The organism is uncultured Solobacterium sp. (assembly GCF_963517755.1).
Classification (GTDB): domain Bacteria; phylum Bacillota_I; class Bacilli_A; order Erysipelotrichales; family Erysipelotrichaceae; genus Bulleidia.
On the sequence record NZ_CAUQGG010000003.1, the window covers coordinates 127,565 to 153,810 of the forward strand.

Annotated in this window: 23 protein-coding genes; 20 read left to right on the forward strand and 3 right to left on the reverse strand. The window is 37.8% G+C overall.

Going from position 1 to position 26,246, the window contains the following annotated elements; all coding sequences use genetic code 11:
* Position 1 precedes the first annotated feature (1 nt).
* The 7 genes from RWM19_RS02950 to RWM19_RS02980 all read left to right on the forward strand — a co-directional run bounded on the left by RWM19_RS02950 (position 2) and on the right by RWM19_RS02980 (position 9,062).
* On the forward strand, positions 2-1,159 hold the full coding sequence (locus tag RWM19_RS02950) for a 1-deoxy-D-xylulose-5-phosphate reductoisomerase (RefSeq protein WP_313983470.1): 1,158 nt from the start codon (positions 2-4) through the stop codon (positions 1,157-1,159).
* Complete coding sequence (rseP, locus tag RWM19_RS02955) at positions 1,156-2,217, forward strand: RIP metalloprotease RseP (protein WP_313983473.1); 1,062 nt, start codon at positions 1,156-1,158, stop codon at positions 2,215-2,217. Before RWM19_RS02950 ends, rseP begins: the two co-directional genes overlap by 4 nt.
* Before the next feature lie 15 nt (positions 2,218-2,232).
* Positions 2,233-3,246, forward strand: coding sequence for a UDP-glucose 4-epimerase GalE (galE, locus tag RWM19_RS02960; protein WP_313983475.1), 1,014 nt, complete (start codon positions 2,233-2,235; stop codon positions 3,244-3,246).
* A gap of 4 nt (positions 3,247-3,250) precedes the next feature.
* Positions 3,251-3,676: a hypothetical protein gene (locus RWM19_RS02965; RefSeq protein ID WP_313983478.1), complete on the forward strand. Its 426-nt coding sequence runs from the start codon at positions 3,251-3,253 to the stop codon at positions 3,674-3,676.
* 191 nt (positions 3,677-3,867) lie between these two features.
* A complete protein-coding gene (locus RWM19_RS02970) occupies positions 3,868-5,838 on the forward strand; it encodes a Cna B-type domain-containing protein (RefSeq protein WP_313983480.1) in 1,971 nt (656 codons plus the stop codon).
* Between the two features lie 308 nt (positions 5,839-6,146).
* The gene (locus tag RWM19_RS02975; RefSeq protein WP_313983483.1) at positions 6,147-7,763 is read left to right on the forward strand and encodes an NlpC/P60 family protein; all 1,617 of its coding nucleotides are present in this window, start codon (positions 6,147-6,149) and stop codon (positions 7,761-7,763) included.
* A gap of 144 nt (positions 7,764-7,907) precedes the next feature.
* On the forward strand, positions 7,908-9,062 hold the full coding sequence (locus RWM19_RS02980) for an NlpC/P60 family protein (RefSeq protein WP_313983488.1): 1,155 nt from the start codon (positions 7,908-7,910) through the stop codon (positions 9,060-9,062).
* A 70-nt stretch (positions 9,063-9,132) separates the two neighbouring features.
* On the opposite strand, the gene RWM19_RS02985 is transcribed toward RWM19_RS02980, so the two are convergent.
* Complete coding sequence (locus RWM19_RS02985; protein WP_313983491.1) at positions 9,133-10,338, reverse strand: class I SAM-dependent rRNA methyltransferase; 1,206 nt, start codon at positions 10,336-10,338, stop codon at positions 9,133-9,135.
* A 102-nt stretch (positions 10,339-10,440) separates the two neighbouring features.
* Here RWM19_RS02985 and radC point away from each other — a divergent pair, with 102 nt between their 5' ends.
* The 8 genes from radC (at position 10,441) to pyk (ending at position 19,911) form a co-directional block, all read left to right on the forward strand.
* Positions 10,441-11,160, forward strand: coding sequence for a DNA repair protein RadC (gene radC, locus RWM19_RS02990; RefSeq protein ID WP_313983493.1), 720 nt, complete (start codon positions 10,441-10,443; stop codon positions 11,158-11,160).
* A gap of 149 nt (positions 11,161-11,309) precedes the next feature.
* Entirely contained in the window at positions 11,310-13,925 is a 2,616-nt protein-coding gene (polA, locus tag RWM19_RS02995; RefSeq protein WP_313983496.1) for a DNA polymerase I, read from the forward strand.
* Between the two features lies 1 nt (position 13,926).
* Complete coding sequence (gene mutM, locus RWM19_RS03000) at positions 13,927-14,733, forward strand: bifunctional DNA-formamidopyrimidine glycosylase/DNA-(apurinic or apyrimidinic site) lyase (protein ID WP_313983498.1); 807 nt, start codon at positions 13,927-13,929, stop codon at positions 14,731-14,733.
* Positions 14,734-14,740: 7 nt separating this feature from the next.
* Entirely contained in the window at positions 14,741-15,352 is a 612-nt protein-coding gene (gene coaE, locus RWM19_RS03005; RefSeq protein WP_313983501.1) for a dephospho-CoA kinase, read from the forward strand.
* Entirely contained in the window at positions 15,333-16,526 is a 1,194-nt protein-coding gene (locus RWM19_RS03010; protein WP_313983504.1) for a DnaD domain protein, read from the forward strand. The genes coaE and RWM19_RS03010 overlap by 20 nt, the downstream gene beginning before the upstream one ends.
* Before the next feature lie 3 nt (positions 16,527-16,529).
* Positions 16,530-17,441, forward strand: a complete 912-nt coding sequence (locus RWM19_RS03015) for an ATP-binding protein (RefSeq protein ID WP_313983507.1) — start codon at positions 16,530-16,532, stop codon at positions 17,439-17,441.
* Between the two features lie 57 nt (positions 17,442-17,498).
* Positions 17,499-18,461, forward strand: a complete 963-nt coding sequence (gene pfkA / locus RWM19_RS03020) for a 6-phosphofructokinase (RefSeq protein WP_294020962.1) — start codon at positions 17,499-17,501, stop codon at positions 18,459-18,461.
* Positions 18,462-18,468: 7 nt separating this feature from the next.
* Complete coding sequence (gene pyk / locus RWM19_RS03025; RefSeq protein WP_294022744.1) at positions 18,469-19,911, forward strand: pyruvate kinase; 1,443 nt, start codon at positions 18,469-18,471, stop codon at positions 19,909-19,911.
* 62 nt (positions 19,912-19,973) lie between these two features.
* On the opposite strand, the gene rnjA is transcribed toward pyk, so the two are convergent.
* Complete coding sequence (gene rnjA, locus RWM19_RS03030) at positions 19,974-21,809, reverse strand: ribonuclease J1 (protein ID WP_399553441.1); 1,836 nt, start codon at positions 21,807-21,809, stop codon at positions 19,974-19,976.
* Positions 21,810-21,905: 96 nt separating this feature from the next.
* Positions 21,906-22,472, reverse strand: a complete 567-nt coding sequence (gene def, locus RWM19_RS03035) for a peptide deformylase (protein WP_313983511.1) — start codon at positions 22,470-22,472, stop codon at positions 21,906-21,908.
* A gap of 176 nt (positions 22,473-22,648) precedes the next feature.
* On the opposite strand from def, the gene RWM19_RS03040 reads away from it, so the two are divergent.
* Genes RWM19_RS03040 through RWM19_RS03060 form a run of 5 tightly spaced genes read left to right on the forward strand, consistent with a single transcriptional unit; the run spans position 22,649 to position 26,136 of the window.
* The gene (locus tag RWM19_RS03040; protein WP_313983514.1) at positions 22,649-23,881 is read left to right on the forward strand and encodes an FtsW/RodA/SpoVE family cell cycle protein; all 1,233 of its coding nucleotides are present in this window, start codon (positions 22,649-22,651) and stop codon (positions 23,879-23,881) included.
* Positions 23,878-24,438 carry a 16S rRNA (guanine(966)-N(2))-methyltransferase RsmD gene (gene rsmD / locus RWM19_RS03045; RefSeq protein WP_313983517.1) on the forward strand — a complete coding sequence of 187 codons (561 nt, stop codon included), beginning with the start codon at positions 23,878-23,880 and terminating at the stop codon, positions 24,436-24,438. The genes RWM19_RS03040 and rsmD overlap by 4 nt, the downstream gene beginning before the upstream one ends.
* Entirely contained in the window at positions 24,435-24,956 is a 522-nt protein-coding gene (gene coaD / locus RWM19_RS03050; protein WP_313983520.1) for a pantetheine-phosphate adenylyltransferase, read from the forward strand. The genes rsmD and coaD overlap by 4 nt, the downstream gene beginning before the upstream one ends.
* On the forward strand, positions 24,953-25,921 hold the full coding sequence (locus tag RWM19_RS03055; protein WP_313983524.1) for a Gfo/Idh/MocA family oxidoreductase: 969 nt from the start codon (positions 24,953-24,955) through the stop codon (positions 25,919-25,921). The genes coaD and RWM19_RS03055 overlap by 4 nt, the downstream gene beginning before the upstream one ends.
* A gap of 11 nt (positions 25,922-25,932) precedes the next feature.
* A complete protein-coding gene (locus tag RWM19_RS03060; RefSeq protein ID WP_313983527.1) occupies positions 25,933-26,136 on the forward strand; it encodes a hypothetical protein in 204 nt (67 codons plus the stop codon).
* The last annotated feature ends 110 nt before the right edge of the window (positions 26,137-26,246 follow it).

Consider the following 26,246-nt stretch of genomic DNA (forward strand, 5'->3'; position numbering starts at 1 on the left):
AATGAAGCATTTGATGTTATTGGGTGCCAGTGGTTCTATTGGTACCCAAACAATTGATGTTGTTTTACAACATCCAGATGAGTTTTCAATCGTTGGATTAAGTGTGGGTCATCGTATCGATACCTTAAAAGAAATTCTAAAGAAAATTCATGTGTCACACGTATGTGTATGTGAAGAAAAAGATATGAAGGAGTTAGCTGCTCAATATCCAGATATTCATTTCTACTACGGAGATGATGGCTTGATTACACTTGCTAAGATGAAAGAATATGATCTTTTAGTAAATGCACTTGTTGGATTTGTTGGTTTTTTACCAACGCTAAATGCAATCCAAGCAGGTCATCATATCGCACTTGCCAATAAGGAAACACTTGTTGTTGGTGGAGAATTAATCGAAAAGGCAATCAAGGAGTATGGCGTTTCTTTGTATCCAATTGATAGTGAACACTCTGCCATCTTCCAGGCCTTACAGGGAAATGAGCATAAAGAAGTAAAACGACTTCTGATTACTGCTTCAGGTGGTTCTTTCCGCAATAAGACAAGAGAAGAGTTAAAGGATGTTACGGTAGAACAAGCACTTGCGCATCCTAACTGGGCAATGGGTGCTAAAATTACAATCGATAGTGCAGATATGATGAATAAGGGATTTGAAGTGATTGAAGCACATTATTTATTTGATATTGATTATGACCATATTGATGTGGTGATGCATCCGGAGTCGGTCATTCATTCTATGGTGGAATATGTAGACCACAGTGTGATGGCACAACTTGGTGCACCTGATATGCGTTTGCCAATTCAGTATGCATTAACTTGGCCTCATCGTTATCCGCTTGATTTAGAAAAGCCATTAGATTTAACAGAGGTTGCGTGCTTACATTTCGCAAAGCCAGATTTAGAAAGGTTCCCATTACTAGCACTAGCGTATGAAGCTGGTAAAAAGGGAGGGAATCTTCCAGCTGTCATGAATGCCGCAAATGAAGTCACAAATGCTGCATTTAGAAAGAAACAGATCCCGTTTTTAGCGATTGAAGACATCGTTATCAATGCAGTGCATACTGTAACCTATCAACCGGTCAATACAGTACAAGATTTAATTGATGCGGATCGTTGGGGAAGAGACTTCGCATATCAACAAATACAAGGAGTAAACCAATGACAGCAGTTTTATTTATCGTATTACTTTCCATTATTGTAACGATTCATGAATTCGGACATTTCTTAGTTGCCAAAGCATTTGGTGTCTATTGTTTTGAATTCTCAATCGGTATGGGACCAGCTATCTTTACACGGAAAGGAAAAGAGACACAGTTCTCTATCCGTGCACTACCTATCGGTGGTTATGTTGCAATGGCAGGTGAAACCGAAGGAGATGAGGCGTATCCGAATGTAAAGGTTCCTGAGGGAAGAAGAATTACAGACCAAAAGCCATGGAAGAAGATTTGTATCATGCTTGCAGGTGTTGCAATGAACTTCCTACTTGCATGGGTAATCTTCTCTATGTTCTTGTTACACACTGGTACATTTACAAAATCAAGTGAACCGGTGATTGCGACGGTATTAGAAAATAGCCCAGCTGAACAGGCAGGTTTGCAGGCTGGAGACCGTATTATTAAAGTTGTTAAAGAAGATGGCTCATCCGTTGAACCAAAGACATTCCTAGAATTCCAAGCGTTCAACGGTGATAATAAGGGTACAGAAACTTTCACTATCTTGCGTGATGGAAAAATAGTAACAGTTGAGGTTACACCAACCTACAACAAAGAAACAGACAGCTATATGTTTGGCATCAGTGCAAAAGCAGGAGAACAGGTTAAGATTAATCTTCTAAACTGCTGGTATTATGGCTTAGTTGAGATGCAGGTTATTACATCAATGACCATACAGGCACTATTAAATCTTGTACGAGGTAAGGGCTTGAACCAATTATCTGGTCCTGTCGGAATTTATCAGGCTACAGCGACCTATGCAAGTCTTGGCTTTGGGGCATATATGATGTTAGTAGCACAAATTAGTTTGAATGTCGGTATTTTCAATCTATTACCACTACCAGTATTAGATGGTGGGCAGGTTGTTATTACAGTACTTGAATGGATTACAGGGCGGCAGTTTAATGAAAAATTAAAGACAGCTATCATGATTATTTGTTGGCTACTGTTAATCAGTGTTATGATATTTGCGACATGGAACGATATTTCCAAATTATTTATAAAGTAGAGGAGAATAAATAAAATGAAAACAATTCTTGTGACGGGAGGTACTGGCTTTATTGGTTCAAATACTTGTGTATCTTTAATGAATGCAGGTTATGACGTCGTTGTGTTAGATAATCTTTACAACTCAAAAGAAGTTGTATTAGACCGTATCGAAAAACTAACGGGTAAAAAGCCAAAGTTCTACAAGACAGATATCTTAGACCGTAAGGGATTAGATCAGATTTTTGCGGAGAATAAGATTGATGCGGTCATTCACTTTGCGGGTTATAAGGCAGTTGGTGAATCTGTAGAAATTCCACTAACATATTATGAAAATAATATTACTGGTTCTTTAAACCTATATATGGCAATGAAGGAAGCTGGATGTAAGACACTTGTATTCTCATCTAGTGCAACTGTTTATGGTTCACCAGAGTCTTGCCCAATTCGAGAAGATTTCCCAGTATCTACAACAAACCCTTATGGTTCTACAAAGTTAATGAATGAAATGATTTTACAGGATTTAAGTAAGTCAGATCCTGAATGGTCTATCATGTTATTACGTTACTTCAACCCAATTGGAGCACATCCAAGTGGATTATTGGGAGAGGTTCCAAATGGTATCCCTAATAACTTAGTACCTTATATCGCTCGTGTTGCGATTGGTACAAGCGAAAAGGTTCGTGTATTTGGAAATGACTATGATACAGTTGATGGAACAGGAGTTCGTGACTACATCCATGTATGTGATTTAGCAGATGGTCATATCGCAGCTGTTAAATATGCACTAGAGCATAAGGGTGTTGAAAAGGTAAACCTTGGTACAGGTAATGGATATAGTGTATTACAGGTTGTTCAAGCTTATAGCAAGGCATGTGGTAGAGAATTACCATATGAAATCTTGCCACGTAGAGCAGGAGATGTTGCGGAATGCTATGCTGATCCAACAAAGGCATTAGAATTATTAGGTTGGAAGGCACAGTATAATATTGATCAGATGTGCAGAGATTCATGGAATTTTACCCAAATGAATCCAAATGGAATCGAGTAGTACTATGATTGGACTGATCATTACTGGTAATGGTAAATTTCCAGAAGGTGTAAGTAGTGCAGTTGAGATCCTTTCTGGAAAGTTAGAAGACTATACCACCGTATCCTTTCTATTAGAAGAGACTGTAGATCAATTCATTAATAGACTACGTACTGCAATTGAATCTATGAAGCAAAGTGGCAATATCCTCATCATGGCTGATGTACAGGATAGTACAACTTATCGTGAAGCTTGCACACTTGCCAAAGAGTATGCGGCTGAATGTAATATCGATGTAGTTGCTGGATTGAATGTCGGAATGGTTCTACAAGCAAGTATGGCTAGAAGTTATATTCATAACGTTAATGACCTGGCTGCTTTAGCAGTAGAAGCTGGTCATAGCCAGATTGTAGACTTCGATGAAAAACTTCCAGACGAAGATATCGCTTAAATTAAATAATGAAAATCTTGTTTGTATATACAGACAAGATTTTTTCATTTGTCTCTTCAAAATATTTTATAAAACTTGTTTTCCTCAACAATTACTTAAAAATCATATAGTTATAGGCTATACTATATTTAGTAAATGATAAATATTTTACGTAATGGTAAATAGAACTACATCACAGAAGGGGGGATATCATGATTCTAGGAATGTTGAAGAAAAAATATCGGTGGTTCAAAGCTATTATGGTAGCACTTTTAGTGTTTTCAGTTGGTGCTTCATTACTATTAGTACATGCTGAGGATGAAGGTATAGAAGAAACATCAGATTCTTCAGAAATCACTCTTACATTACTGCGAGCACCATCAACAACTGAAATTTATCTAGATGGTGTTAGTGGAGATGACACAAACGATGGCAGTACTGCCACAAATGCAGTAAAGACATTTGAAAAGGCTAAGGAAATCGCAACTGCAAATCAAACCATTACCACAATCTGGGTAACTGGTACCGTTTCGGTTTCTGGAGAGATATCATTAGCTGGAACAAATGCAATCTTAAAGCGTGAGTCTGCATTTACAGATTATCTGTTAGAGACCCAAGCAGATACTATCTTCCATGATATTACAGTTGATGGAAATAAAGATAATATCACTGCAACTGGCCCCATCTATTCTTTAATTAGAGTAGCGAATGCGATTGCAACAATACAGGATGGAACGGTCCTAGAGAATAATGAAGTAAGACATTCCAATATCGGTACTGGTGGTGCGGTGACTATTGAAGCTGGTACTTTAAATATGACAGGTGGATACATCCACGATAATCAAGCAAACTGGGGTGGTGCGATTTACCTAGGTGGTAGAGCTAACTTTAATATGTCTGGTGGTGTGATTGAAAACAATCATGCAGTTAGTGATGGTAATAAGGTTGCGGCAGGTGGAGGTATCGCTTCTTGGTCTGCATATCTTGATGGCACAAATACTACAACGATTAGTGGTACAGCTATGATTCGTCATAATCGTTCTGATGAGATGGGTGGAGGGATTTCGCTTGGTACTAATTCCGCATCCAATGGAAAAGATAATCTTGTCATGACTGGTGGAACGATTGATGATAATCGCTCTGGTACTGGTGGCGGTGGAATCTTTGTACAAGCTGGTTTTATTGGAAAAAATGCAACTGCCACAATTTCTGGTGGATATATTACAAATAATATAATGACAGGAACAGGACAGGGTAATTTCGCTTTTGGCGGTGGTGGTATCTATGTCAATGGATTTAATAGTATGGTCCCATCATTTCAAAATGGTGAATTAAAGTTAACCAATGCCTTAATAACAAATAATACGGCAGAGATGGAGGGCGGTGGCTACGCTTCCTGCCCAATTTCAAAGACTAAGATTTATTTGAAGAATGGTGTTGCGTTATATGCAAATACGGCAGAAAGCGCAAATGAAATCTATATTCTGGCAAGTAACTATTATGGAGCACATAGTGGAGATCCTACTTATGAAATATCACCACTGATGCTTGGTGGTACAGCTTATAACTGGAAAGATGATGATGGAAATGAAGTTCCACTCAATCATTTATCTGGACAACTACTCGCAATCAATGACGAATACCTAGGTCTTCATACCGATGTGGTGCAAGATACAAATGCACAAACACTTGCTAGAGTTATTATTTCTGGTAACTACTCCTTAACAAGGGGTGGAGGTATTGGATCAAATGGTACAGTAGAAATGGGAGAAAGTGATTTAACTTCCATTAGTGTTAGAAAAGAGTGGAAAGATATTCGCTCAAGTGGACTTCCGGAGAGTATCGATATAGAACTTTACCGTGCTATTGCAGGTGAACTACCACAATACGTAGGATATGAGACTATCATTCCAGATTCTAGTGGCAACTGGGTGATAACATTTGAGAATCTCCCAAAGAATGATGCAAATGGTAATACATTTATATATACGGTAAAAGAACGCCCTGTAGAAGGATATATAGCACTGGTGACAGGTGATCAAGATAATGGATACATCATTACAAACTCCATTCCAAGAACACCTCCAACAGCTGATTATTTTCATGTATGGCCACTTATTGCAGTACTCTCAATCTCTCTAGTTACACTTTTGTTCTTAGGATTGTATAGAAGAAAAGAGTAAAACCGATACAAAAAATAACGAATAAAGGAAGTCTTATTGGACTTCCTTTATTCATGATTTTCCAAGAACTATATCGATTGATTGGAAGTGCAACTTATTTTTTGACGAAAAAATTGAAAATATGGGAAAAAGTAACAAATTTCACATTTTTTTACAGTTTTTGTAACAAAATCAAAAAAATTTTTAAAAATTAAAAATGCGGAAAAATAGCATAAAATAAGGATATTTAACACTTTTCGTAAATTTAAAACACGAAAAACACTTGAATATGATTGCAAATGAAATAGGAAAGTGGTTAGAATACAGCCATGATGAAAAATACTATCAAAAAACAAATGGGAATGATTGTGACTGGTGCATTATCTGCAGTATTAGTTGCAGGTTCTGTATCAATAACACATGTAAAGGCAGAAGAAGCTGCCAATCCGTTTACAAGTAATGCGTTACCAGTTATTACTGTAGACGCACAGGAAGAAGATCCTTATACAGCGATTAAGAACGAAGTTATCAAGCAACGTGCTTTACTCGGTGGATATGATTTGAACTATATCTCACTTGATAAGAGTGTAGCTGATATTACTGGTTTTGATCGAAACGCAACAGGTATTCAAACTGTTACAGTAAAAGTCAACTTAGCAAGTACAGGGGATAAGGAGGTTGAAAAGAGGCTTGGATACTCCTTTGTACAGAAGGTTGTTGTTAAACTGAAACAAGACAGTGCACCTGTAGTACAACTTAAGAGTGATGCCGTTACAGTAAATAACGGTGATACATTTAACGCTTCTAGTTATATTTCCTATATTAATGATGATTCTGGTATCTTACCTGTATTATCAGTAAGTGGTGAAGTAGATATGGATAAAGATGGTGAGTATCCAGTAACTTATACAGTTTCTGATACAGCTGGTCATACTTCATCTGCTGTATTAACTGTTACTGTAAAGACTCCTGTCGAAGTAGCAGTAGCGAAACAAGCTGAAGCAGAAACAAAAGCAGCTGAAGTTACAGCTCAACTTGAGGCTGTAAAGGCATTAACCGATTCATCAACAAGCACAACAACTGATGCAGCTACAACTGCTACTACAAATAGTTTGGAAACACAGTTAGCTGAACTTCAGAAGGAAATTGATTCCATTAAGGAAATTGGTAATAACGCAAATGCTGCAGTGGGTAATAACGAGACAATCGATGTTCCTGCTACACCAGCAGCTACTGAGACACCTGCAACTGTTGAAACACCTGCAGTAGAAACTCCAGCAGCTACAACAGTTACTGAGACACCTGAGCCTACACCCGCAGCACCAGCTGTAGTAGAGACTCCAGTAGCTACACCTACACCAGTTCCTACACCAACAAAGACAATGTATCCTAATGTACGTCTTAATGTTCGTACAGCTCCAAGTACATCAGGTTCAATTATTACAACATTAAATGTTAACGATCCTGTTTATTGTACAGATACAGTTTCTAACGGATGGCAAGAAATCGTAATCAACGGACAAGTTGGTTGGGTATATGCACAATATATTCAAAGTGAACAGTATGTAGCTCCAACTCCACAATATGGACAGTATGGTGCATATACTGATGCAATTAACCTTGCATTATCATTCGTAGGTAACACACCATATGTATGGGGTGGTGCATCTCCATCTGGATTTGACTGCTCAGGTCTTGTTAAGTACTGCTATGGTATTTCACAAAGAACTACATATACACAGCAGACATTAGGAACACACCGCTATGACGTATGGAATGCTCCAGCAGGTGCTCTATACTTCTGGGGTTCTGAATCTGCACCTTACCACGTAGCTATCGCTCTTGGTGGAGGTCAAACAGTACAGGCAATGAACGAAAATGATGGTATTCAGGTCATTGGTATTACATACTTCATGCCTTCCTACTATGTAATTATCGGACAATAAGACTCCTGAAAAGGAGTTTTATTTTTGCAAAAAATTGTGAAAAAATACCTAAAAATGCTATAGTTTTTTGAAAAACTTGTGAAATTGTGTGAAATGCAGTCTAAAAAGTTGCATAATTAGCACGAAAAAAAGTAAAATAGAATCATGGTAAAAAATAAATTTAACAAAAAACTCGGAAGAGTAGGTGCTGGATTATTATCCGCATTACTCATTGCCGGTACATATTCAACAAAAACAGTATATGCAGATGACAACAAAGTTACTACAGTTGAAAAGGAAAACACATTACCAGTTATTGAAGTAAGTCAGCAGGATTTAAATCCTCTTGATACTATCAAGAGCTTGGTAATCCAAGAAAGAGCTGCTTTTGACGGAACATATGATCTTACAAATATCTCAATCGAGAAGAGTGTTGCGGATATTGAAGGATTCAATCGTTCTGTAACAGGTATCCAAACAGTTACTGTTAAGGTTACACTTGCAAGTACTGGTGATATTGAAGCTCAAAAGACTTTAGGGTATTCCTTTATTCAGAAAGCCGTTGTAAATGTTGTCAATAGTACAGCACCTGTCATCAAGTTGAAGAATTCATCTGTTGTGGTAAACAATGGTGATACATTTAATGCATCTAGTTATATTTCTTATATCAATGATGATTCAGGTATTCTTCCTGTATTAACAGTGGAGGGTGCTGTAGATATGAATACAGATGGTGATTATCCAGTTACATATACAGTCGTTGATACTGCAGGTAATAAGTCTACAGCGACTATGATAGTTTCTGTTCGTACTCCTCAGGAAGTTGTTGACGCAAGAATTGCGGCTGAAGAACAACGTCAAAGAGAAGAAGCTGAAAGAGCGGCTGCTGAAGAAGCTGCTAGAGCTCAACAAGCTGCGAACACTGCTAGATCTGCTACTACATCTACATTTGATCCATCTAAGTATGATTCAAGTTTATATGCTGGTGGTATCGCTGCTGCGTTATCTCTTGTTGGTACTCCATATCAATGGGGTGGTACAACTCCAGCAGGATTTGACTGCTCTGGTTTAGTTCAATATTGTTATGGTTTAGGTGCTCGTACAACATATGCTCAACAAGCACTCGGTACTCACCAATATGATGTATGGAACGCTCCAGCTGGTGCACTCTACTTCTATGGTTCTGATTCAGCTCCATATCATGTCGGTATCGCACTTGGTAATGGAACAATGGTTCATGCCGCTACATATGGTATTGGTGTAACAGTTCAAGATATCTCTGGTTACTTACCATCCTATTACGTAGTGCCAGGACAATAAAATGATGTTTAAGACTCACTGATGTGAGTCTTTTTTGGCTTATTGGGAAAAGAAAAAGTCCTTTCGGACTTTACAGAATTTGGAATATGAAATACTTTAGATAACTTGTTTCGTCCATCGTCCAAAGGATAGGGTGGTCAGGATTTTGTTGAGTAACAGAAATCTGACGTAGTGTAACTCCACATTCCTTGGCACTTTCAAGTAACATTTGCTCAAAGAGTTTTGTTTCCATGAATCTTGAACATGAACAAGTAATCAAATAACCACCATTGCATAATACATTCATAGCTTTCATGTTAATGTTTTTATATCCATAGTAGGCACTGTTCACTGTCTTACGAGATTTTGTGAATGCTGGTGGGTCTAAGACGATAATATCAAACTCGTTATCTTTGAGATTTTCAAGATAGTCGAATACATCGGCTTGAACAAATTGGATTTTATCTTCAAGGTGATTAAGTTTGGCGTTTTGGTAGCCTTGTTGTAAGGCAACGTTTGAAACATCGACAGCAGTGACTGCTTTTGCGTTACCATAGGCTGCATTTAACGCAAAGCCACCGGTATGGCTAAAACAATCGAGTACACGTTTGCCACGTGCGATATTACGTAATAATACACGATTTGATTTTTGGTCTAAGAAGTAACCCGTTTTTTGACCATTTTCAATATCTACCTGGAGTTGAATGCCATTTTCATTGATAATCGTCTGTGTAGATACATGATTTGGATTGTAGAAAAAACCCTTGTAGGTTGTTAATCCTTCTTTTTCTCTGACTTTGATATCGTTGCGTTCATAGATTGCCTGGATGATGTGATCGTTTTCTTTGAATACTTCTAGTAAGATATCGTAAATCATTTGTTTGTGTTGTTCCATACCAGTATTCGAGATTTGTGTCACTAAGATATCGTTATAACAATCTACAACAAGACCAGGTAATAAATCAGCTTCACCAAATACATAACGACAATTGGACAAGTTATTTGGTTCTACTGTCTTACGATAGTCATACGCAAAGCGAATACGTTTTTCAAAGAATGCTTGATCAATGGTTTCTGATTCATCTTTGGTTAAGATACGACAAGTGATATGACTGATAGGAGAGTAGAAACCTGTACCGTAGTAAGTTCCATCGTTAGAGATGATATTAACGATACCACCATCAGGAATCTTTTCATTTGCTTGTACTAAGTTATTGCGATACATCCACATTTGACCTTTTTGAAGCCAAGTTTCTCCTTCGTTTGAAATTGTGATAGTAGGATAGTTATTTTTCATAGGAATACCTCGGGATAATGATAAACGATATTGCGTCAATTTACTAATCTTTCCATGGAATTTTTGGAATGATTTGTAATAAAGAGTAGGAGGTTTTGAGAAATGATTATTCGTGAAATGCCGAGTACAGAACGACCACGGGATAAGGGTCTAAGATATGGTGTAAGGTCTCTTAGCTCAAGAGAATTACTTGCATTAATATTACGCACTGGTTCACAAGGAGAGTCTGTTTTAACAATGGCAGATAATTTATTACAGATGTCGAAGGGGATTAAGGGGCTCGTACGTATGTCCAATGAAGAACTGTGTAAAATCAAAGGAATTAGTAAGGTAAAGGCTCTACAATTGCAAGCCATCTTTGAAATTAGTCGAAGAGCATCTTTAGAAACTGCTTATGAAGAGGAAATTATCGATAATCCAGAGCGTATTATCGATTGGCTAAGAAATGAAATTGGTACGGGTAGCCAAGAAAAGTTTTTGGTTGTTTATCTAAATACTGCACATCGCATTATCTCCGCAAAGACATTATTTGTAGGAACGATTAACGCAAGTGCGGTATATCCCCGTGAAATCTTTAAAGAAGCTTTACTGATTGGTAGTACGGATATTATGTTGGCACACAATCACCCTAGTGGTGTTTTGACACCAAGTACACAAGATTTAGTTGTAACGGGAAAGTTAATGGAATGTGGCAAACTGATGGGTGTAAGAGTGTTAGATCATCTTATTGTATCCCAAACAAATTTTCTCAGTTTTGCTAGAGAAGAACTCTTTGAAACTTGTATGGAAGCTTACCAATGTGCACATGGAATCACAACCTAATACATGATAAAATATTAAAGATACTTTGAAGGGTAAATAGGAGTCATATTGCGGTATGAAAACCAAAATAGACTATAATAAAAGAAAGTCTTTTACGACGATTGATAAGAAGAAATAAACCTGATTTTATACAGGCGGGAGAATATGAAATGAAGAAATTATTACTGACTGATGGTAACTCAATGTTATTTAGAGCGTATTACGCTACAGCGTATGGTAGACCGATGAATACATCTGATGGAACGCCAACAAACGCTGTATTTGGTTTTGCGTCTATGATACAAAAAGCAATTGATATTATTCAACCAGATGCAGTTTTAGTTGCCTTCGATGCCGGGAAGCATACTTTCCGCCATGAACTTTATGCAGACTATAAGGGTGGTCGTAAGCCGGCACCTGATGACTTGGTGCCACAGTTTAAACTCGTTCGAGATTTCTTGGATGCTTTTGCGATTACTTGGGTGGAGATGCAAGATATTGAAGCTGATGACTTAATTGGAACAATCTCCAAAAAAGCAAAGGACTATCAAACCTATGTACTAACAAGTGACCATGATATGTTACAGCTAGTGGATGATACGACTTCTGTATTACTGATGAAGAAAGGTATTACAGAGATGGATGTCATGACACCTGAAAGTCTAAAGGAACAGATGGGAATTGAACCACTACAAATTATTGATATGAAGGGTTTGATGGGAGATAAGTCAGATAATATTCCAGGTATTCCTGGGATTGGTGAAAAGACAGCTCTTAAGCTCTTAGAGGAATATGGCACAGTAGAAAATGTCCTAGCTAACGAAGATAAACTCAAGGGTGCTTTACAGAAGAAAGTGATAGAAGGACATGATTCTGCATTACTTTCTAAAAAACTTGCGACAATTCGTCGTGATGTAGATGTAGAGATGAGTGAGAAAGAGTTATCCTTTACACCAAATTATCCACAACTTGTAAAGTTTTTACAGATGTTAGAGATGAACACGCTCGCAAAACGCTTCTCAGATAAGATTGTAGCAGAAGAGAATACACCTGAAGAGACTATTGTGACACCAAGTGAAGATAAACGGGTTACAAAAGTACCTACAGAAATACTAAATGAAGCATGTGCTGTGTTTGTAGATGATAACCATGATGCATTCATGCATGCGACAATCAATGGCTTTGCACTATTCAATGGTAAGCAAGCAGTATACATTTCCTTAGCGGATGCGAAAAAAGATGAAGACTTGCTAGCATATCTTTCTAGTGACATGCCACATAAATATGGATTTGATGTAAAACGAAATTTACATCTAGCAGAAAATGAAGGGTTAACTCTCAATTTCCATGATGATATGATGCTTGCGGCTTCTTTAGTAGATTCATCTTTAACAACAACCACAAAAATTATTGAGCATTATGGCTTTGAAAATACAGTAAGTTATGAAGATGTATATGGTAAACCAACAAAGCCAAATCTAATTATTGATGAAGAAAAACAATGCATGTATGCATGCGCATTTGCGAGAAATATATTTAGCTTGTATGCAGAAATTACCCCAAAACTAAAAGAATATAAGATGGAAAAGCTCTACTATGAAATGGAGATGCCACTAACGAGCGTTCTCTATCATATGGAAAGAGAAGGAATTCGTTGTGATATCGATATTCTTGATCGCATTTCGACAGAAACAATGGCGAAGATTAGCGAAGCACAGAAAGAAATTTATGCGATTGCTGGAAAAGAGTTTAATATCAATTCTCCAAAGCAATTAGCAGAAGTGTTATTCGATGATTTAGGACTACCTACAGGGAAAAAGAGAAGTACAGCAGCTGGTGAGTTAGAAAAACTACAAGGAAAATCACCAATCATCGATTATATTTTGGATTACCGTAAGCTATCTAAGATTTATAGTACTTACGCTGAAGGCTTGAAAAAGTACATTCAAAAGGATGGTAAGATACATACAATCTATAACCAATCCGCAACGCAAACTGGAAGACTATCTTCAAGTGAACCAAACTTACAGAATATTAGTGTTCGTGATGAGCAAGGTAAAGAGATTCGTAAGGCATTCTTGCCAGAAGAGGGTTGTGTATTAGTCTCCAGTGACTATCATCAGATTGAGTTACGTATGCTAGCGCATATGGCAAATGAAACGAGTCTGATTGAAGCGTTTAAAGAAGGAATCGATATTCATACAAAGACGGCGATGGATGTCTTCCATAAGCCACAGGATGAAATTACACCTCAAGATAGACGTAGTGCGAAGACAGTTAATTTCGGTATTGTGTATGGTATCAGTGACTTTGGTTTAAGTGAGCAACTTGGTGTAAGTCGTTATGAGGCGCATGACTTTATTGAACGCTATTATGCGGCGTATCCAAAGATTCGCACCTATATGGATCAAATCGTTAAAGATTGCGAAGAGAAGGGTTATGTAGAAACTCTCTGTGGTAGACGTAGAGAGATTCCTGAGATTCATGATAAAAATCACGCAACACGTGAATTCGGTAAACGTGCGGCGATGAACGCTCCAATTCAGGGTTCTGCTGCAGATCTTATTAAACTTGCAATGATTCATATCGATCAGATGATGAAGGATGCGAAAGTAAAGAGTAAGATGATTCTACAGGTACACGATGAATTAATCTTTAATGTACCAAAGGAAGAGGTAGATGCCATGAAGAAGCTCATCAATGATGGTATGGTCAATGCGATGCATCTTCAGGTTCCTTTGACAGCTGAATGTTCTATCGGCAGCGATTGGTACGAGGCTAAGTAATATGCCAGAATTACCAGAAGTAGAAACTGTCCTACGTACACTAGAACATCAGATTCAAGGAAGAAGAATCTTAGATGTGGATGTACGCTATCCAAAGATGATTGAAAATGACGTAGAACAGTTTAAACAACAACTAAAGAATCAAACATTTCATACATTCATGCGTCGTGGTAAATACTTACTATTTGGTTTAGATGACTATATTCTCATGAGCCATTTGCGCATGGAAGGAAGATATTATATTCAAGATCCAACGGAACCGACCAACCGTCACATTCATGTGATATTTCATCTAGATAACGGCAAAGAGTTACGCTATATGGATACACGTAAATTTGGACGTATGGAAATCCTTCCGTTGGATACGGATTTTAGCCATTTTCATGGCTTAGGACCTGAACCTTTTGATGAAGCGTTCAATGCGTCCTACATTCATGCATATCGTAAAGGAAAACGTACACCACTGAAGAGTTTGTTATTGGACCAAAGTTTTGTGGCAGGGATTGGAAATATCTATGCGGATGAAATTCTTGCGGCTTGCAATCTTAGACCAGGTAGGTCTTGTGCGCGTATCACGCGCAAGGATGAAGAAAATCTTGTACTGCATACAAGACGAATCATGAAAGCTGCGATTGCGGCTGGTGGTACGACGATTAGAACGTATACATCTAGCTTAGGTGTCACTGGTAGATTTCAGACGGAGTGTACCGTGCATATGCAGAAAATTTGCCCTCGTTGTAAAGGGGAAATTCACGTAAAATATATCGGTGGACGGTCAAGTTATTATTGTCCACATTGTCAGAAATAGGAGTTTTATGAAGATTGCGATTACAGGAACGATTGCGGCAGGGAAAACAACTGTTGCGATTCTATTTAGAAGAAGAGGAATACCAGTATTTAATGCGGATCAATACGCAAAGCGTTCCTTGTATCAAGGTTCTGTTTGTTATGAAAAAATTAAAGAAGTATTTGGTGAAGATGTGATTGGCGCCAGTGGTGATATAGACCCAAAGAAACTTGCAGGGATTATCTTTCAAGATAATAGTAAACGTGAACAACTAAACGCAATCGTTCATCCCTTTGTATTAGAGGGGATGCAAAAATTCTTTACAACAAATTCACAACAACCAATTATTTGTGCAGAGATACCACTATTATTTGAAACAGGTTGGAACCAATACTTTGATCGTACGGTAGTCGTAACCTGTAGTGAAGATATTGCTATTCAAAGAATGATGGAAGAAAGAAACTACACATATCAAGAAGCAAAGGCAAGACTATCAATGCAGATATCAGCTGAAAAACAAATTACCTTGGCAGATAAAGTGATTTATAACGAAGGTGATTTAAAAGAATTGGATTCACAGATCAACCGATGGTTAGGAGAACTTAGAAAGGACATCAGAAATGGAAAGAATGCCAACTAGTACATATCGTATTGATTTTAGTAACGGTATCTCTGAGGAAACTTTACTTTCATTGATGATGTTATACCAACCACTAATCGGTAAAGATGCGACAGTTTTATACTTAACACTTATTGCGGAAGGCAAAACCCAAAAGGGTTTTGAAAAACATCAACGCTTACTAGTGCTAGCAGATTTAGATATCAATGCGTTAGATAAAGCATGTACAAAACTAGAAGAATACATGTTGATGAGAACATATGTAAAGACGACAGAACTATGCGACCAATACATCTATGTTCTAAACAGTCCAATTCATACAAAAGATTTCTTAAAATCAAATGTATTTATGAATCGTTATGAACGTACTGTTGGAAAAGATGAGACATCTACTACAATGACTCATTTAAACGCAAATAATACATCCTTACGTGGTTATAAAGAAATTACAAAGGCAGTCAAATTCTTGCCAGAAGATCTTTTAGACCGTCATATTGAATTTGATGCACTACAGCCACGTTATCAATTCGCAATGGATGATCAAACGATTAACTTTGATTATGAAAAGTTTATTGCGACCACAAGTACACTAGTATTCCCGGCTGAACTACGAACGCAAGAAAACTTAAGTTTAATTGGTAAACTTGCGACAATCTATGGTTTATCTGTAGATAAGATGCGTATCTTAGTCAACCGTTGTATCAATTTACAGACGATGACATTTGATGGTGCAAAGTTAAAGATATACGCATCACGTGCAGAATCTGATGTAAAACCAGGAAGTGATCCATATTCCTTGCCACCTGTATCTTTCTTACAGGCAAAGCAAGGTGGGGCAAAAGTTACACAGTTAGAAAAGAGTATCTTAGAACATCTAGCAATCGATATGCATTTCAGCAATGAAGTGATCAACGTGATGATTGAACATATCCTAAAGATTTCGCAAAATCGTTTGAATCGTAATTTTGTGGATATGGTTGCGGCAGAGTGGGCTAGAGATGGTGTTACTACCAAGCAACAAGCCCTACAACAACGTAAGAAAATCATACGGCAAACCCCACAGGTTAACAGTGGTGTTAAGATTGGCATGCCAGAATATATACGTCAACAAGAAGAAGGCACTCTACCAGAAGGTACAGTCGCATCCGCAGAACTATTAGAACGATTACAAAAACTACAGAAGGGAGAAGACTAATTCATGGAAGCACTAAATATCAAGGAAATTCCGATGACAGAACAGCAGAAACAAGAAACGCAATCGCTCCAAGATGAATTACGTAAAGATCCTGTGGTTGTCGAGTTGTTTCAAAGAAACAAACTCGATGAAAGATATCTGAATACATCTCCATGGAAGATTCATGCATGGAGAAAAAGTTTTGAACCATGCTTGCACTGTACGGGTTTAAATCAATGCAAGCAGAGAGTAAAGGGATACTATGATGACTTAGAGGATAATGGTATCCTTCAAAATGTACAAACACCATGTAAATTCCAACGAGCATATATGGAAAAAACAGCACATCTAGAGAAGTTTAGTGTAAATGATATGCCATCTAATATGTATACAGTATCTTTTGATAAAATCAATTTACTGAAAGAGATGGAAGAATACTTACTTGTTTGGGAAGCTTGTAGAAGTGCTAGTATTCATAATCAAGGACTTTATCTACACGGTACAATGGGAAGCGGAAAGACATATCTTTCTGCTTGTGCCACAAATGATCATGCCCGAAAAAATGAAACAGTAGCTTTTGTACATTATCCGACATACTGTACAAGAGCCATTGCAACAATGAAGACTTCGGAATATAAAATCGAGCTTGGTCGATTGATGCGTGCAAAGTTTCTTGTCTTAGATGATATTGGTGCAGAGAGTGTAAACGAATGGAATCGTGATCAATTATTGTTGCCACTATTAGAGAAGCGATATACAGAAGGGCTACCAACTTGGTTTACATCCAACTGTGATATTGAATCACTCAAAGAGCACTTCCGTTATGTTGGAAAAGGTAAGGATGATGAACTGAAAGCAGCTCGTATCATAGAGAGAATTACGAGTATGGCAAAGATAAAAACGCTTACAGGAAAAGATAGGCGAAAAACATTGTAAAATGCTTTAATAATACGCTTTAATGGTATAAAATGATTAGGATTTGGAGGCCTTTACATGGTTAGAAAAATTGGCGTTTTAACATCAGGTGGTGATGCGCCAGGAATGAATTCCGCAATTCGTGCCGTAACCAGAATTGCGCTTAGTAATGGAATTGAAGTTGTTGGTATTCGCGATGGATATCGAGGACTTCTAGAAGAGAAGTTTCAAGTACTAGAACGTACAGATGTATCGGATATTTTAAACCGTGGTGGTACGACACTTGGATCAGCTCGCTTACCTGAATTTAAAGAAGAAGAAGTTCAAGATCAGTGTGTTGCCAATTTGCGAAAAGCAGGCATTGATGCGCTGGTAGTCATTGGCGGAGATGGTTCCTATCGTGGAGCACTCGCACTTACAAATAAGGGAATTAATTGTATTGGGTTACCTGGTACAATTGATAACGATATCTCTGGTACTGATTTCACAATCGGTTTTGATACAGCGTTACAGACTTGTGTAGAAAACGTGGATAAATTACGTGATACATCAAGTTCACATCACCGCTGTTCCATCGTAGAAGTAATGGGAAATCACTGTGGAGATCTTGCGCTATATACAGCGATTGCGTGTGGTGCAGAAATCGTCATTACACCAGAAACAGGTTATGATGAAACGGAAATTCTAGAGAAGTTACGCTATCTTGGAGATGCAGTGAAGAAGAATCACGCAATCGTCATTATCTCTGAAAAGATTTGTGACGTAGATGGCTTAGCAAAGAAAGTTTCATTACATACAAATTTCAGCGGTCGTGCAACGATTTTGGGACACATTCAGCGTGGTGGTTCCCCAACTCCGGTTGACCGTATGCTTTCTAGCAGAATGGGTGAAAAAGCCATTGATTTATTGATGGAAGGTATTGGTGGACATTGTGTTGGTATTATCGACAACGAAATTTGTTCAATGCCAATTCAAGAAGCACTAGAGAAACCTCGTAAGAGTAGAAAGAAACTATATCGATTGTTTGATCGTTTAGTATAAGAAGGAGATGATTGCTGTGGAAAACAAACATTTATTTAAGAAAACAAAGGTAGTATGTACGATTGGTCCAGCTTCAGAAAATGAGAAGACACTTACAGAACTTGTAGGTGCAGGTATGAACATCGCTCGTTTAAACTTCAGCCATGGAACACACGAAGAGCACTTAGAAAGAATTAAATTGGTTCGTTCTGTAAGTGCAAAGACAGGTGTAAACCTAGCGATTGCGTTAGATACAAAGGGTCCTGAAATCCGTTTAGGTACTTTTAAGAACGATGTTGAAAACTACGAAATCGGTGAAATCGTTTATTTGACAAAGGCAGAAATTGAAGGAACACATGAACGTTTCCACATTCAATGCCCAGAATTATTCGATGACTTAAAGCAAGGAAATTATATCTTAATCAATGATGGTAAGATGAAGCTTACTGTACTTGAAAACTATGGTCACGAATTAAAGTGCCGTGTTGATGTTGCAGGTCCTATCAGCTCACGTAAGGGTTGTAACGTACCAGGCGTTAAACTAAGTATGCCATTCTTATCTGCTAAGGATGAGGCTGATATCCGTTTCGGTTGCCGTAATGATGTTGACTTTATCTTCGCTTCTTTTACAAGAAGACCAGAAGATGTAAATGCAATTCGTGCAATCTGTGTTGAAGAGGGTAAGCCACATATTAACATTATTCCTAAGATTGAAAACCAAGAAGGTTATGACAATATTGATTCTATTCTTGAAGCAGCTGATGGTGTCATGGTAGCTCGTGGTGACTTAGGTGTAGAAATTCCTACAATGTTAGTTCCTATTTATCAGAAGCATATTATTCGTCAGGCAAACATTATTGGTAAGCCAGCCATCACTGCTACACATATGCTAGACTCTATGACACACAACCCACGTTGTACACGTGCTGAAGCATCTGACGTATGTAACGCTGTATTAGATGGTTCTGATGGTGTTATGTTATCTGCTGAATCTGCAGCTGGTGATTATCCAGTAGAAGCTTGCGAAACAATGTCAGAAATCGCTGAAGAGGCAGAAAAGATCATCAACTACCGTACAAAGTTAGATTGGTTGAAGCAATCTACACGTAAGACAGTACAGGATGCAGTTTCTATCGCTATCAGTGATGCGACATTAACACTAGACAACATCGGTGCTATCGTTGTATTCACACAGGGTGGTACAACAGCTCGTCGTATTTCTAAGTTCCGTCCAAGCGTACCTGTATTAGCAGTTACATTTACTAAGGACATTCAACGTAAGTTATTAAGCTACTGGGGAGTATTACCAGTTTATTCTGAAGTACAGAACCAGTTAACAAACGATGACGAACTCGCATCAACAGTTGCTAAGAACTTTGGTGTGAAGAAGGGTCAATTAATCATCATTTCAGCAGGTTATCCAACAGGTGAAGGATCTGCGAACATGATGAAGATCGTAGAAGTTAAGTAATCATCTAGAAAAGACGGTTAGCCGTCTTTTCTTTTTGTATACATGCATAAAGAAAAGAGTCCTTAGGACTCTTGTGTTTTCTTGGTTGTTCTTGGAGTACGTGTTGCGTTTGCTTTCATCTTTGCTTGAATCTCTGCAATCGCTGCTTTCTGATTCAAGATAACCGGAATCACAATTGGATTACGATTTGTTTTCTGGAAGAGGAAAGGTTCTAAGCAAGAACGGATGCAGTTCTTTAACTCACCAAAGGTTGTACGTTGTTGCATCTTCTTCTTAAGAGAATCATATACAAGTAACTCAGCTTCTTTGAGAAGGGTTTGAGAATCTTTGATGTATACAAAGCCACGAGATACGATAGATGGACGGCAGAGAATCTTATTGTAGCGAGAATCGATTGTGACGATAACTGCTACTAGTCCATTTTCTGCTAAGATCTTACGGTCTTTAATAACGGATGTACTTAGACCAGAGATATCATTACCATCAACGTAGATATCATCTGTCTGTACGCGTTCATTAGCGATAAAGCACTTGCCATCACGTAATACAACGACATCACCATTCGAACAAATCAAGCAATGATCTTCAGGAATACCTGTTTCTTGCGCTGTTGCGGAATGTTGTTTTAACATCTTGTATTCACCATGGTTTGGCATGAACCATTCAGGCTTAATTAGATTTAACATTAACTTCTGTTCCTCTTGAGGAGCGTGTCCTGTTGTGTGGAAGGAAGTTAGTGGTGAATTTGTAATAACGTTAGCTCCAACACGTGTTAATTGGTTGATAACACTACCAACAGAAGTGCCATTACCAGGAATTGGGTTGGATGAGAAGAGCACAGTATCACCAGGGATAATCTTGATGAAACGGTGTGTACCATTCGCAATTCTACTCAAGGCAGCCATTGGTTCACCTTGAGAACCTGTACAAACAATACAGATACGATTTGATGGTAGGGTATTTAACTCATTACCAGAGATAAAGCTACTATCAGGAATCTGGATAACACCCATCTTCTTACCAATCTCGCATACATTCTCCATTGAGCGTCCAAATACTGCAACCTTACGATTACATGCGACAGCTGCTTCTAGAATCTGATTCAAACGTAATACGTTAGAAGCAAAAGTAGAAACAATCATACGGCCTGGTGTTTTACGCATCTGTTCCATGATAGCGCGAGCTACAGTCTTTTCGGATATAGAAGAACCAGGAACAGAGGAGTTTGTGGAATCACTCATCAGAAGGGAAACACCAACCTGACCAATGTACGCCATCTTCTGGAAGTCAGCATTTGTGCCGACTGGTGTCATATCAAACTTAAAGTCACCAGTTTCAACGATACGACCATTTGGTGTATTAATTAATACACCAAGTGCGTCTGGGATTGAGTGAACGACATTGAAGAATCCAATTGAGAAATGTTTTGTCTTAATACTGGATTCTGAATTGATTTCCGTAATCTTACATACACGAGTTAAGCGATGTTCTTCTAATTTCTTTTCGATTAACGCTTTCGCAAAACGTGGAGCGTAAATCTGCTTCAATCGAATTGTCTTTAAGAAGAATGGAATACCACCAATGTGGTCTTCGTGACCATGAGTGATTACCATTGCGGCTATTTTGTTTTGGTTTTTTACCAGATAAGAATAATCTGGGATAACATAATCGACACCAAGTAAGGCGTCTTCTGGGAAGAGTACACCACAGTCTACAATGATGATTTCATCATCATGTTCAACGCAGTACATATTCTTTCCAACTTCACCTAAGCCACCAAGTGCGTAGACCATCGTATCTGTCTTATGATTAATTGCTAAATCGCTTAAATCAGGTTCAGTAATACGAGTACGACGAAGTGGGCGAGTCGTTTTCTTACTGCTATTATTTTCAGTCATTATAAAAATTCCTTTCATTTATTTAATTATTGGTAAAGGTAGTAGTTTTATTCGCCTACATTATAGCATTCTTCAATGAAAAAGAAAGAAGTCTCACTATAAAACAAGGGCACCTTCAATTGGTTTGTTTGGTTCTTTTTTGTTGATGTGATCATAGAACAAAATGCCATCCATATGATCTAATTCATGTTGTAATACAATGGCGATATAACCACGTGCACGGATTTCTACATCTTGGTTTTGAACTAGGTCAAATGCTCTGATTGTTACACGTGCATTACGTACAACGTAGCCTTCATGTTCATTTTCAACAGAGAGGCAACCCTCACCACTTTCTAAATAAGCAGGTTGTACGGAACGAGAAATAATTTTAGGATTTACTAACATAAATTCATATTTTACAACATTGCCATCTTTATCTGTTTCATCGAAAGCAACAGCGCACATTCTCTTTTTTACACCGACTTGAATTGCACTGATTCCAACAGCTGGGCGAAGATTGAACTTCGCAGCTTTTTCTTCATCGGTGGAATCTTTTACGTATTGCAACATATCACGTAATAAAGTTTCATCTTCCTTTGATAGTGGCAATGAAACAAGCTCGGATTTTTCTCGAATTAACGGGTCAGTATCTTTAATGATTGTGTCATTATTTATTAACATAATTTTTACCTCAGCATACATTTTAACATTCTAAAAGCGTAATTCAACTAACACGCATCGATGTAAGCGTTTAGCATAAAAAAATTTATGAAAATTAATGATATTTGTGATGTTCGATGTTTGGATTTCGTGCAGTATGTTAAAATAATACTCGTATGCAAATAAAGAAAAAGAAAATGAAAAAAGTTGAGCCAATTCAGATGAATACGTCAGCGAAAAAGAGAAAGTTCTTGAATCTACGTATGCCAAAATCATCGGACCATTTCTTACATGCGGCGATGATTATTTTGATGTTGTTTGGCATTATCATGGTTGGCAGTGCATCCATGGGTGTTGCTGGTGGCAATAACCGTTTTCTAGTGATTACAATTGTAAAACAGGTTATCTATGCTGTTGCAGGTTATATTGCCATGACATTTTTAGCAAATCGTTTCCAACTCAAAAAATTGAAGTCTTCAACGACTTTCTTGGTGATACTTGCAACTATCGCAAGTTTGTTATTGTGTTTATTATTTACGGAAACCAACGGTGCTAGAGCATGGATTCGTATTCCGCTTGGTGTAACGGAAGTGACCTTACAGCCTTCGGAGTTTGCGAAGATTATTGCAATTTTAGTTGTTGCCCTATATTTAGGTGATAATGTACATAGTTATAGTAAGAGATTTGATTTAATCAAACGACCACTCTTTATTGACGGTGTAATCTTATTTATCGTTTGGATTCTACAGTCTGACTTTGGATCAATGGCAGTTATCTTTGTGATTATCTGTGTTTGTTTCTTGGTTCCAAATCATCCGCAATTAAGAGGATATCAAAGAATATTAACAATCTTATTCTATGGTGTAGTTCTCTTGGGATTCTATATCTTATCTCCATCGGGAGAACACCTCATCATGAAAATGACATTCTTAAAGACATATCAGATTAAGCGTTTCGTATCTGCAATCAATCCATTTATGGACCAGTATGGTACTGGTTATCAGTTGATTAGTGGTTTGATTTCCTTTGCGACTGGAGGCTGGTTTGGTAAGGGTCTTGGTAATTCTGTACGTAAATATACAAACTTTCCAGCAGCTAGTACGGACTATATCCTCGCAATTGTAGTTGAAGAGCTTGGTTTTGTAGGGTTTATTGGCTTACTTGCTATCTATGGATTTATAATCTTTGTTTTGTTACGCTATGCAATGAAGATGCGCAGCGAGAAGGGACGTATTATCCTTGTTGGTACAGCAATGTATTTCTTGGTACATATGTTCTTTAATATCGGTGGTGTTACAGGATTAATTCCTCTAACAGGTGTACCGCTGCTCATGGTATCTGCTGGTGGTTCCTCTACGATGTCTATCATGGCTTGTGTTGGTATTTCTCAAGCAGTGATTGCCTCCTATAGACGAGGTGAGATTCGATGAGAATTATCGCTGGTGAATATCGCTCACGCAAGATAGAAACACGTTCTGGGAATCAGACGAGACCTACATTAGATAAAGTTAGAGAAGCTGTTTTTTCATCCCTAGGAGGGATGTTTGATGGTGGCACAGTATTAGATTTATATGCTGGTAGTGGTGCCAATGGCTTAGAGGCACTATCTCGTGGGTATGATTATGCAGTGTTTGCGGATATCTCTAAAGACGCAATTCAGGTTATCCGTAAAAATATAGAGTCATTACGTTGTAAAGAGAAGACGAAAGTCTTACATATGCCTGATAAGAAAGCATTATCACTGTTAAAAACGGAAGGGATTCGTTTTGACTTAGTATATCTAGATCCGCCATATGCAGGACAACGCAATAACGAAATTCTAGAATACTTACAAGAAAACAATATGATTACGAATTATGGTGTAGTTGTTATTGAATCCGCAAAAGAAGATGAATTTAAAAAAGAGTTTGGCTCTTTAAAACCATATAAAGAAGCAACCTATGGTATTACACGTATTACCTATTATCGAAATGAGGTGGAAGGATGAAGGCTTGTTATCCAGGAACATTTGATCCAATTACAAACGGTCATTTAGACATTATTGAGCGTGCATCACGTTTGTTTGATGAAGTTGTGGTATTGATTATGGTTAATCCACGTAAGACATGCTTGTTCAATAGTGAAGAAAGAAAACAGATGGTTATCGATAGTTTGAAGTCCATTGGTAACCCAGAAAATGTAACTGTAATGATTGGTTCTGGTTTAACCGTAGAGTTTGCTCGTAAGATTGGGGCTGCTGTTATTATTCGTGGTATTCGTGCTGTTAGTGATTATGAATATGAACTTGGACAAGCAACCGCGAATATGATGTTGGCACATGAGATTGAAACGGCATTCCTCATCGCCAAACCACAATATTCATTTCTATCTTCTTCTGTATGTAAAGAGATTGCCCTTAACGGAGGAGACTTGTTAAATCTAGTACCTCCGCAGGTAGAGGGACCTCTAAAAGAAAAGATGGCTAAAGTAGCTGAAAACTTAAGGGCTGCACAGGGGCAGATATGATACGTTGGGGAATTATAGGCGCTGGGAAAATTGCCCAGCGTTTTGTAAAGAGTCTAGCACATGAATCAAATAGTGAACTTTATGCCGTTAGTTGTCGTACACTTGCAAAAGCACAACAGTTTGCGGATACATATCACGCTTTAAAAGCGTATGGATCCTATGAAGAACTTTTACAAGATCCAAACGTAGATGCAGTATATATTACCTTGCCACATGGCTATCATTATATATGGTCGATCAAAGCCATCAAAGCAGGCAAGGCAGTACTGGTTGAAAAACCAGCAGGTATAAACGCTTTTGAGATTGAGGGAATCATGGAAGTATTAAAACAACATCCAGTATTATGGATGGAAGCCATGAAGCCTCGTTTTACACCATTGTATCAAAAGATACATAAGCTGATTGAAAAAGGTACTATTGGAGATATTCAGGAAATTCATACCATACTCAATTCTAAACAACCACAAGAAGTCATTGAGAATAGTTACCTAAGTAATCCAGTATATGGAGGAGCTCTTCTAGACTGTGGCTGTTATTGTGCAACATGGATTACAGAATATACCAAAGGTAAACTGCGCATCGATTACATTGATGTAGACTTAGAGGATGGATATGACTTACATACAAAGGTACAGATGCATATAGGCAATACATTAGCCACTCTAGAAACTGCAATCAATCAACCAGAAAAAAAAGAAGTATTGATTAAGGGTACAAAGGGAGAAATCCGTATTCGAGATTTGCATAGACCTATAAGTGCAGAGCTAAAGATTGAAGACAAAGTAGAAGTTATTGATTGTCCATATAAAGTAGATGACTTCTATGGAGAAATATCTCACTTTGTAAACTTACTTGAAAATGGGAAACATAGCTCTCCAGTTATGCCTATCCAAAGTAGTTTAGAAACTGCTATGTTACTAGATCGCATCAAGGATGCGATGACACCAAATCCGATTGAAATATAAGAGGGAAAAATATGGAACTGAAAGAATATTTGCATCAATATGTACGAATCACTAACGATGAAGGATATTCTTTTGATGGATATGTAGCAGAGTTCTTTCGAGGCGAAGATAATGAAGATGGTATCGATAGTATCGGCATTTCAAAGGATGCTGAACATCTTGGAGGAATAGAGATTAGTGAGAATAATATAGTATCTATACAGATAATTAAATGATGAATATTCTTGTTTAGAGCACTAAAAAATAAGCTGATATATAAGGCCGAAAATTTTCGGTCTTTTTTGTTAAAAATTAGCACTAAACTGTTGACAGTGCTAAAGTGTTG

What these genes read in the sequence shown, in the direction of transcription:
- RWM19_RS02950 (WP_313983470.1), top strand. Translation starts at nt 2, where the DNA reads ATGAAGCATTTGATGTTATTGGGTGCCAGTGGTTCTATTGGTACCCAA.
- rseP (WP_313983473.1), top strand. Translation starts at nt 1,156, where the DNA reads ATGACAGCAGTTTTATTTATCGTATTACTTTCCATTATTGTAACGATT.
- galE (WP_313983475.1), top strand. Translation starts at nt 2,233, where the DNA reads ATGAAAACAATTCTTGTGACGGGAGGTACTGGCTTTATTGGTTCAAAT.
- RWM19_RS02965 (WP_313983478.1), top strand. Translation starts at nt 3,251, where the DNA reads ATGATTGGACTGATCATTACTGGTAATGGTAAATTTCCAGAAGGTGTA.
- RWM19_RS02970 (WP_313983480.1), top strand. Translation starts at nt 3,868, where the DNA reads ATGATTCTAGGAATGTTGAAGAAAAAATATCGGTGGTTCAAAGCTATT.
- RWM19_RS02975 (WP_313983483.1), top strand. Translation starts at nt 6,147, where the DNA reads ATGATGAAAAATACTATCAAAAAACAAATGGGAATGATTGTGACTGGT.
- RWM19_RS02980 (WP_313983488.1), top strand. Translation starts at nt 7,908, where the DNA reads ATGGTAAAAAATAAATTTAACAAAAAACTCGGAAGAGTAGGTGCTGGA.
- RWM19_RS02985 (WP_313983491.1), bottom strand. Translation starts at nt 10,338, where the DNA reads ATGAAAAATAACTATCCTACTATCACAATTTCAAACGAAGGAGAAACT.
- radC (WP_313983493.1), top strand. Translation starts at nt 10,441, where the DNA reads ATGATTATTCGTGAAATGCCGAGTACAGAACGACCACGGGATAAGGGT.
- polA (WP_313983496.1), top strand. Translation starts at nt 11,310, where the DNA reads ATGAAGAAATTATTACTGACTGATGGTAACTCAATGTTATTTAGAGCG.
- mutM (WP_313983498.1), top strand. Translation starts at nt 13,927, where the DNA reads ATGCCAGAATTACCAGAAGTAGAAACTGTCCTACGTACACTAGAACAT.
- coaE (WP_313983501.1), top strand. Translation starts at nt 14,741, where the DNA reads ATGAAGATTGCGATTACAGGAACGATTGCGGCAGGGAAAACAACTGTT.
- RWM19_RS03010 (WP_313983504.1), top strand. Translation starts at nt 15,333, where the DNA reads ATGGAAAGAATGCCAACTAGTACATATCGTATTGATTTTAGTAACGGT.
- RWM19_RS03015 (WP_313983507.1), top strand. Translation starts at nt 16,530, where the DNA reads ATGGAAGCACTAAATATCAAGGAAATTCCGATGACAGAACAGCAGAAA.
- pfkA (WP_294020962.1), top strand. Translation starts at nt 17,499, where the DNA reads ATGGTTAGAAAAATTGGCGTTTTAACATCAGGTGGTGATGCGCCAGGA.
- pyk (WP_294022744.1), top strand. Translation starts at nt 18,469, where the DNA reads ATGATTGCTGTGGAAAACAAACATTTATTTAAGAAAACAAAGGTAGTA.
- rnjA (WP_399553441.1), bottom strand. Translation starts at nt 21,809, where the DNA reads ATGACTGAAAATAATAGCAGTAAGAAAACGACTCGCCCACTTCGTCGT.
- def (WP_313983511.1), bottom strand. Translation starts at nt 22,472, where the DNA reads ATGTTAATAAATAATGACACAATCATTAAAGATACTGACCCGTTAATT.
- RWM19_RS03040 (WP_313983514.1), top strand. Translation starts at nt 22,649, where the DNA reads ATGAAAAAAGTTGAGCCAATTCAGATGAATACGTCAGCGAAAAAGAGA.
- rsmD (WP_313983517.1), top strand. Translation starts at nt 23,878, where the DNA reads ATGAGAATTATCGCTGGTGAATATCGCTCACGCAAGATAGAAACACGT.
- coaD (WP_313983520.1), top strand. Translation starts at nt 24,435, where the DNA reads ATGAAGGCTTGTTATCCAGGAACATTTGATCCAATTACAAACGGTCAT.
- RWM19_RS03055 (WP_313983524.1), top strand. Translation starts at nt 24,953, where the DNA reads ATGATACGTTGGGGAATTATAGGCGCTGGGAAAATTGCCCAGCGTTTT.
- RWM19_RS03060 (WP_313983527.1), top strand. Translation starts at nt 25,933, where the DNA reads ATGGAACTGAAAGAATATTTGCATCAATATGTACGAATCACTAACGAT.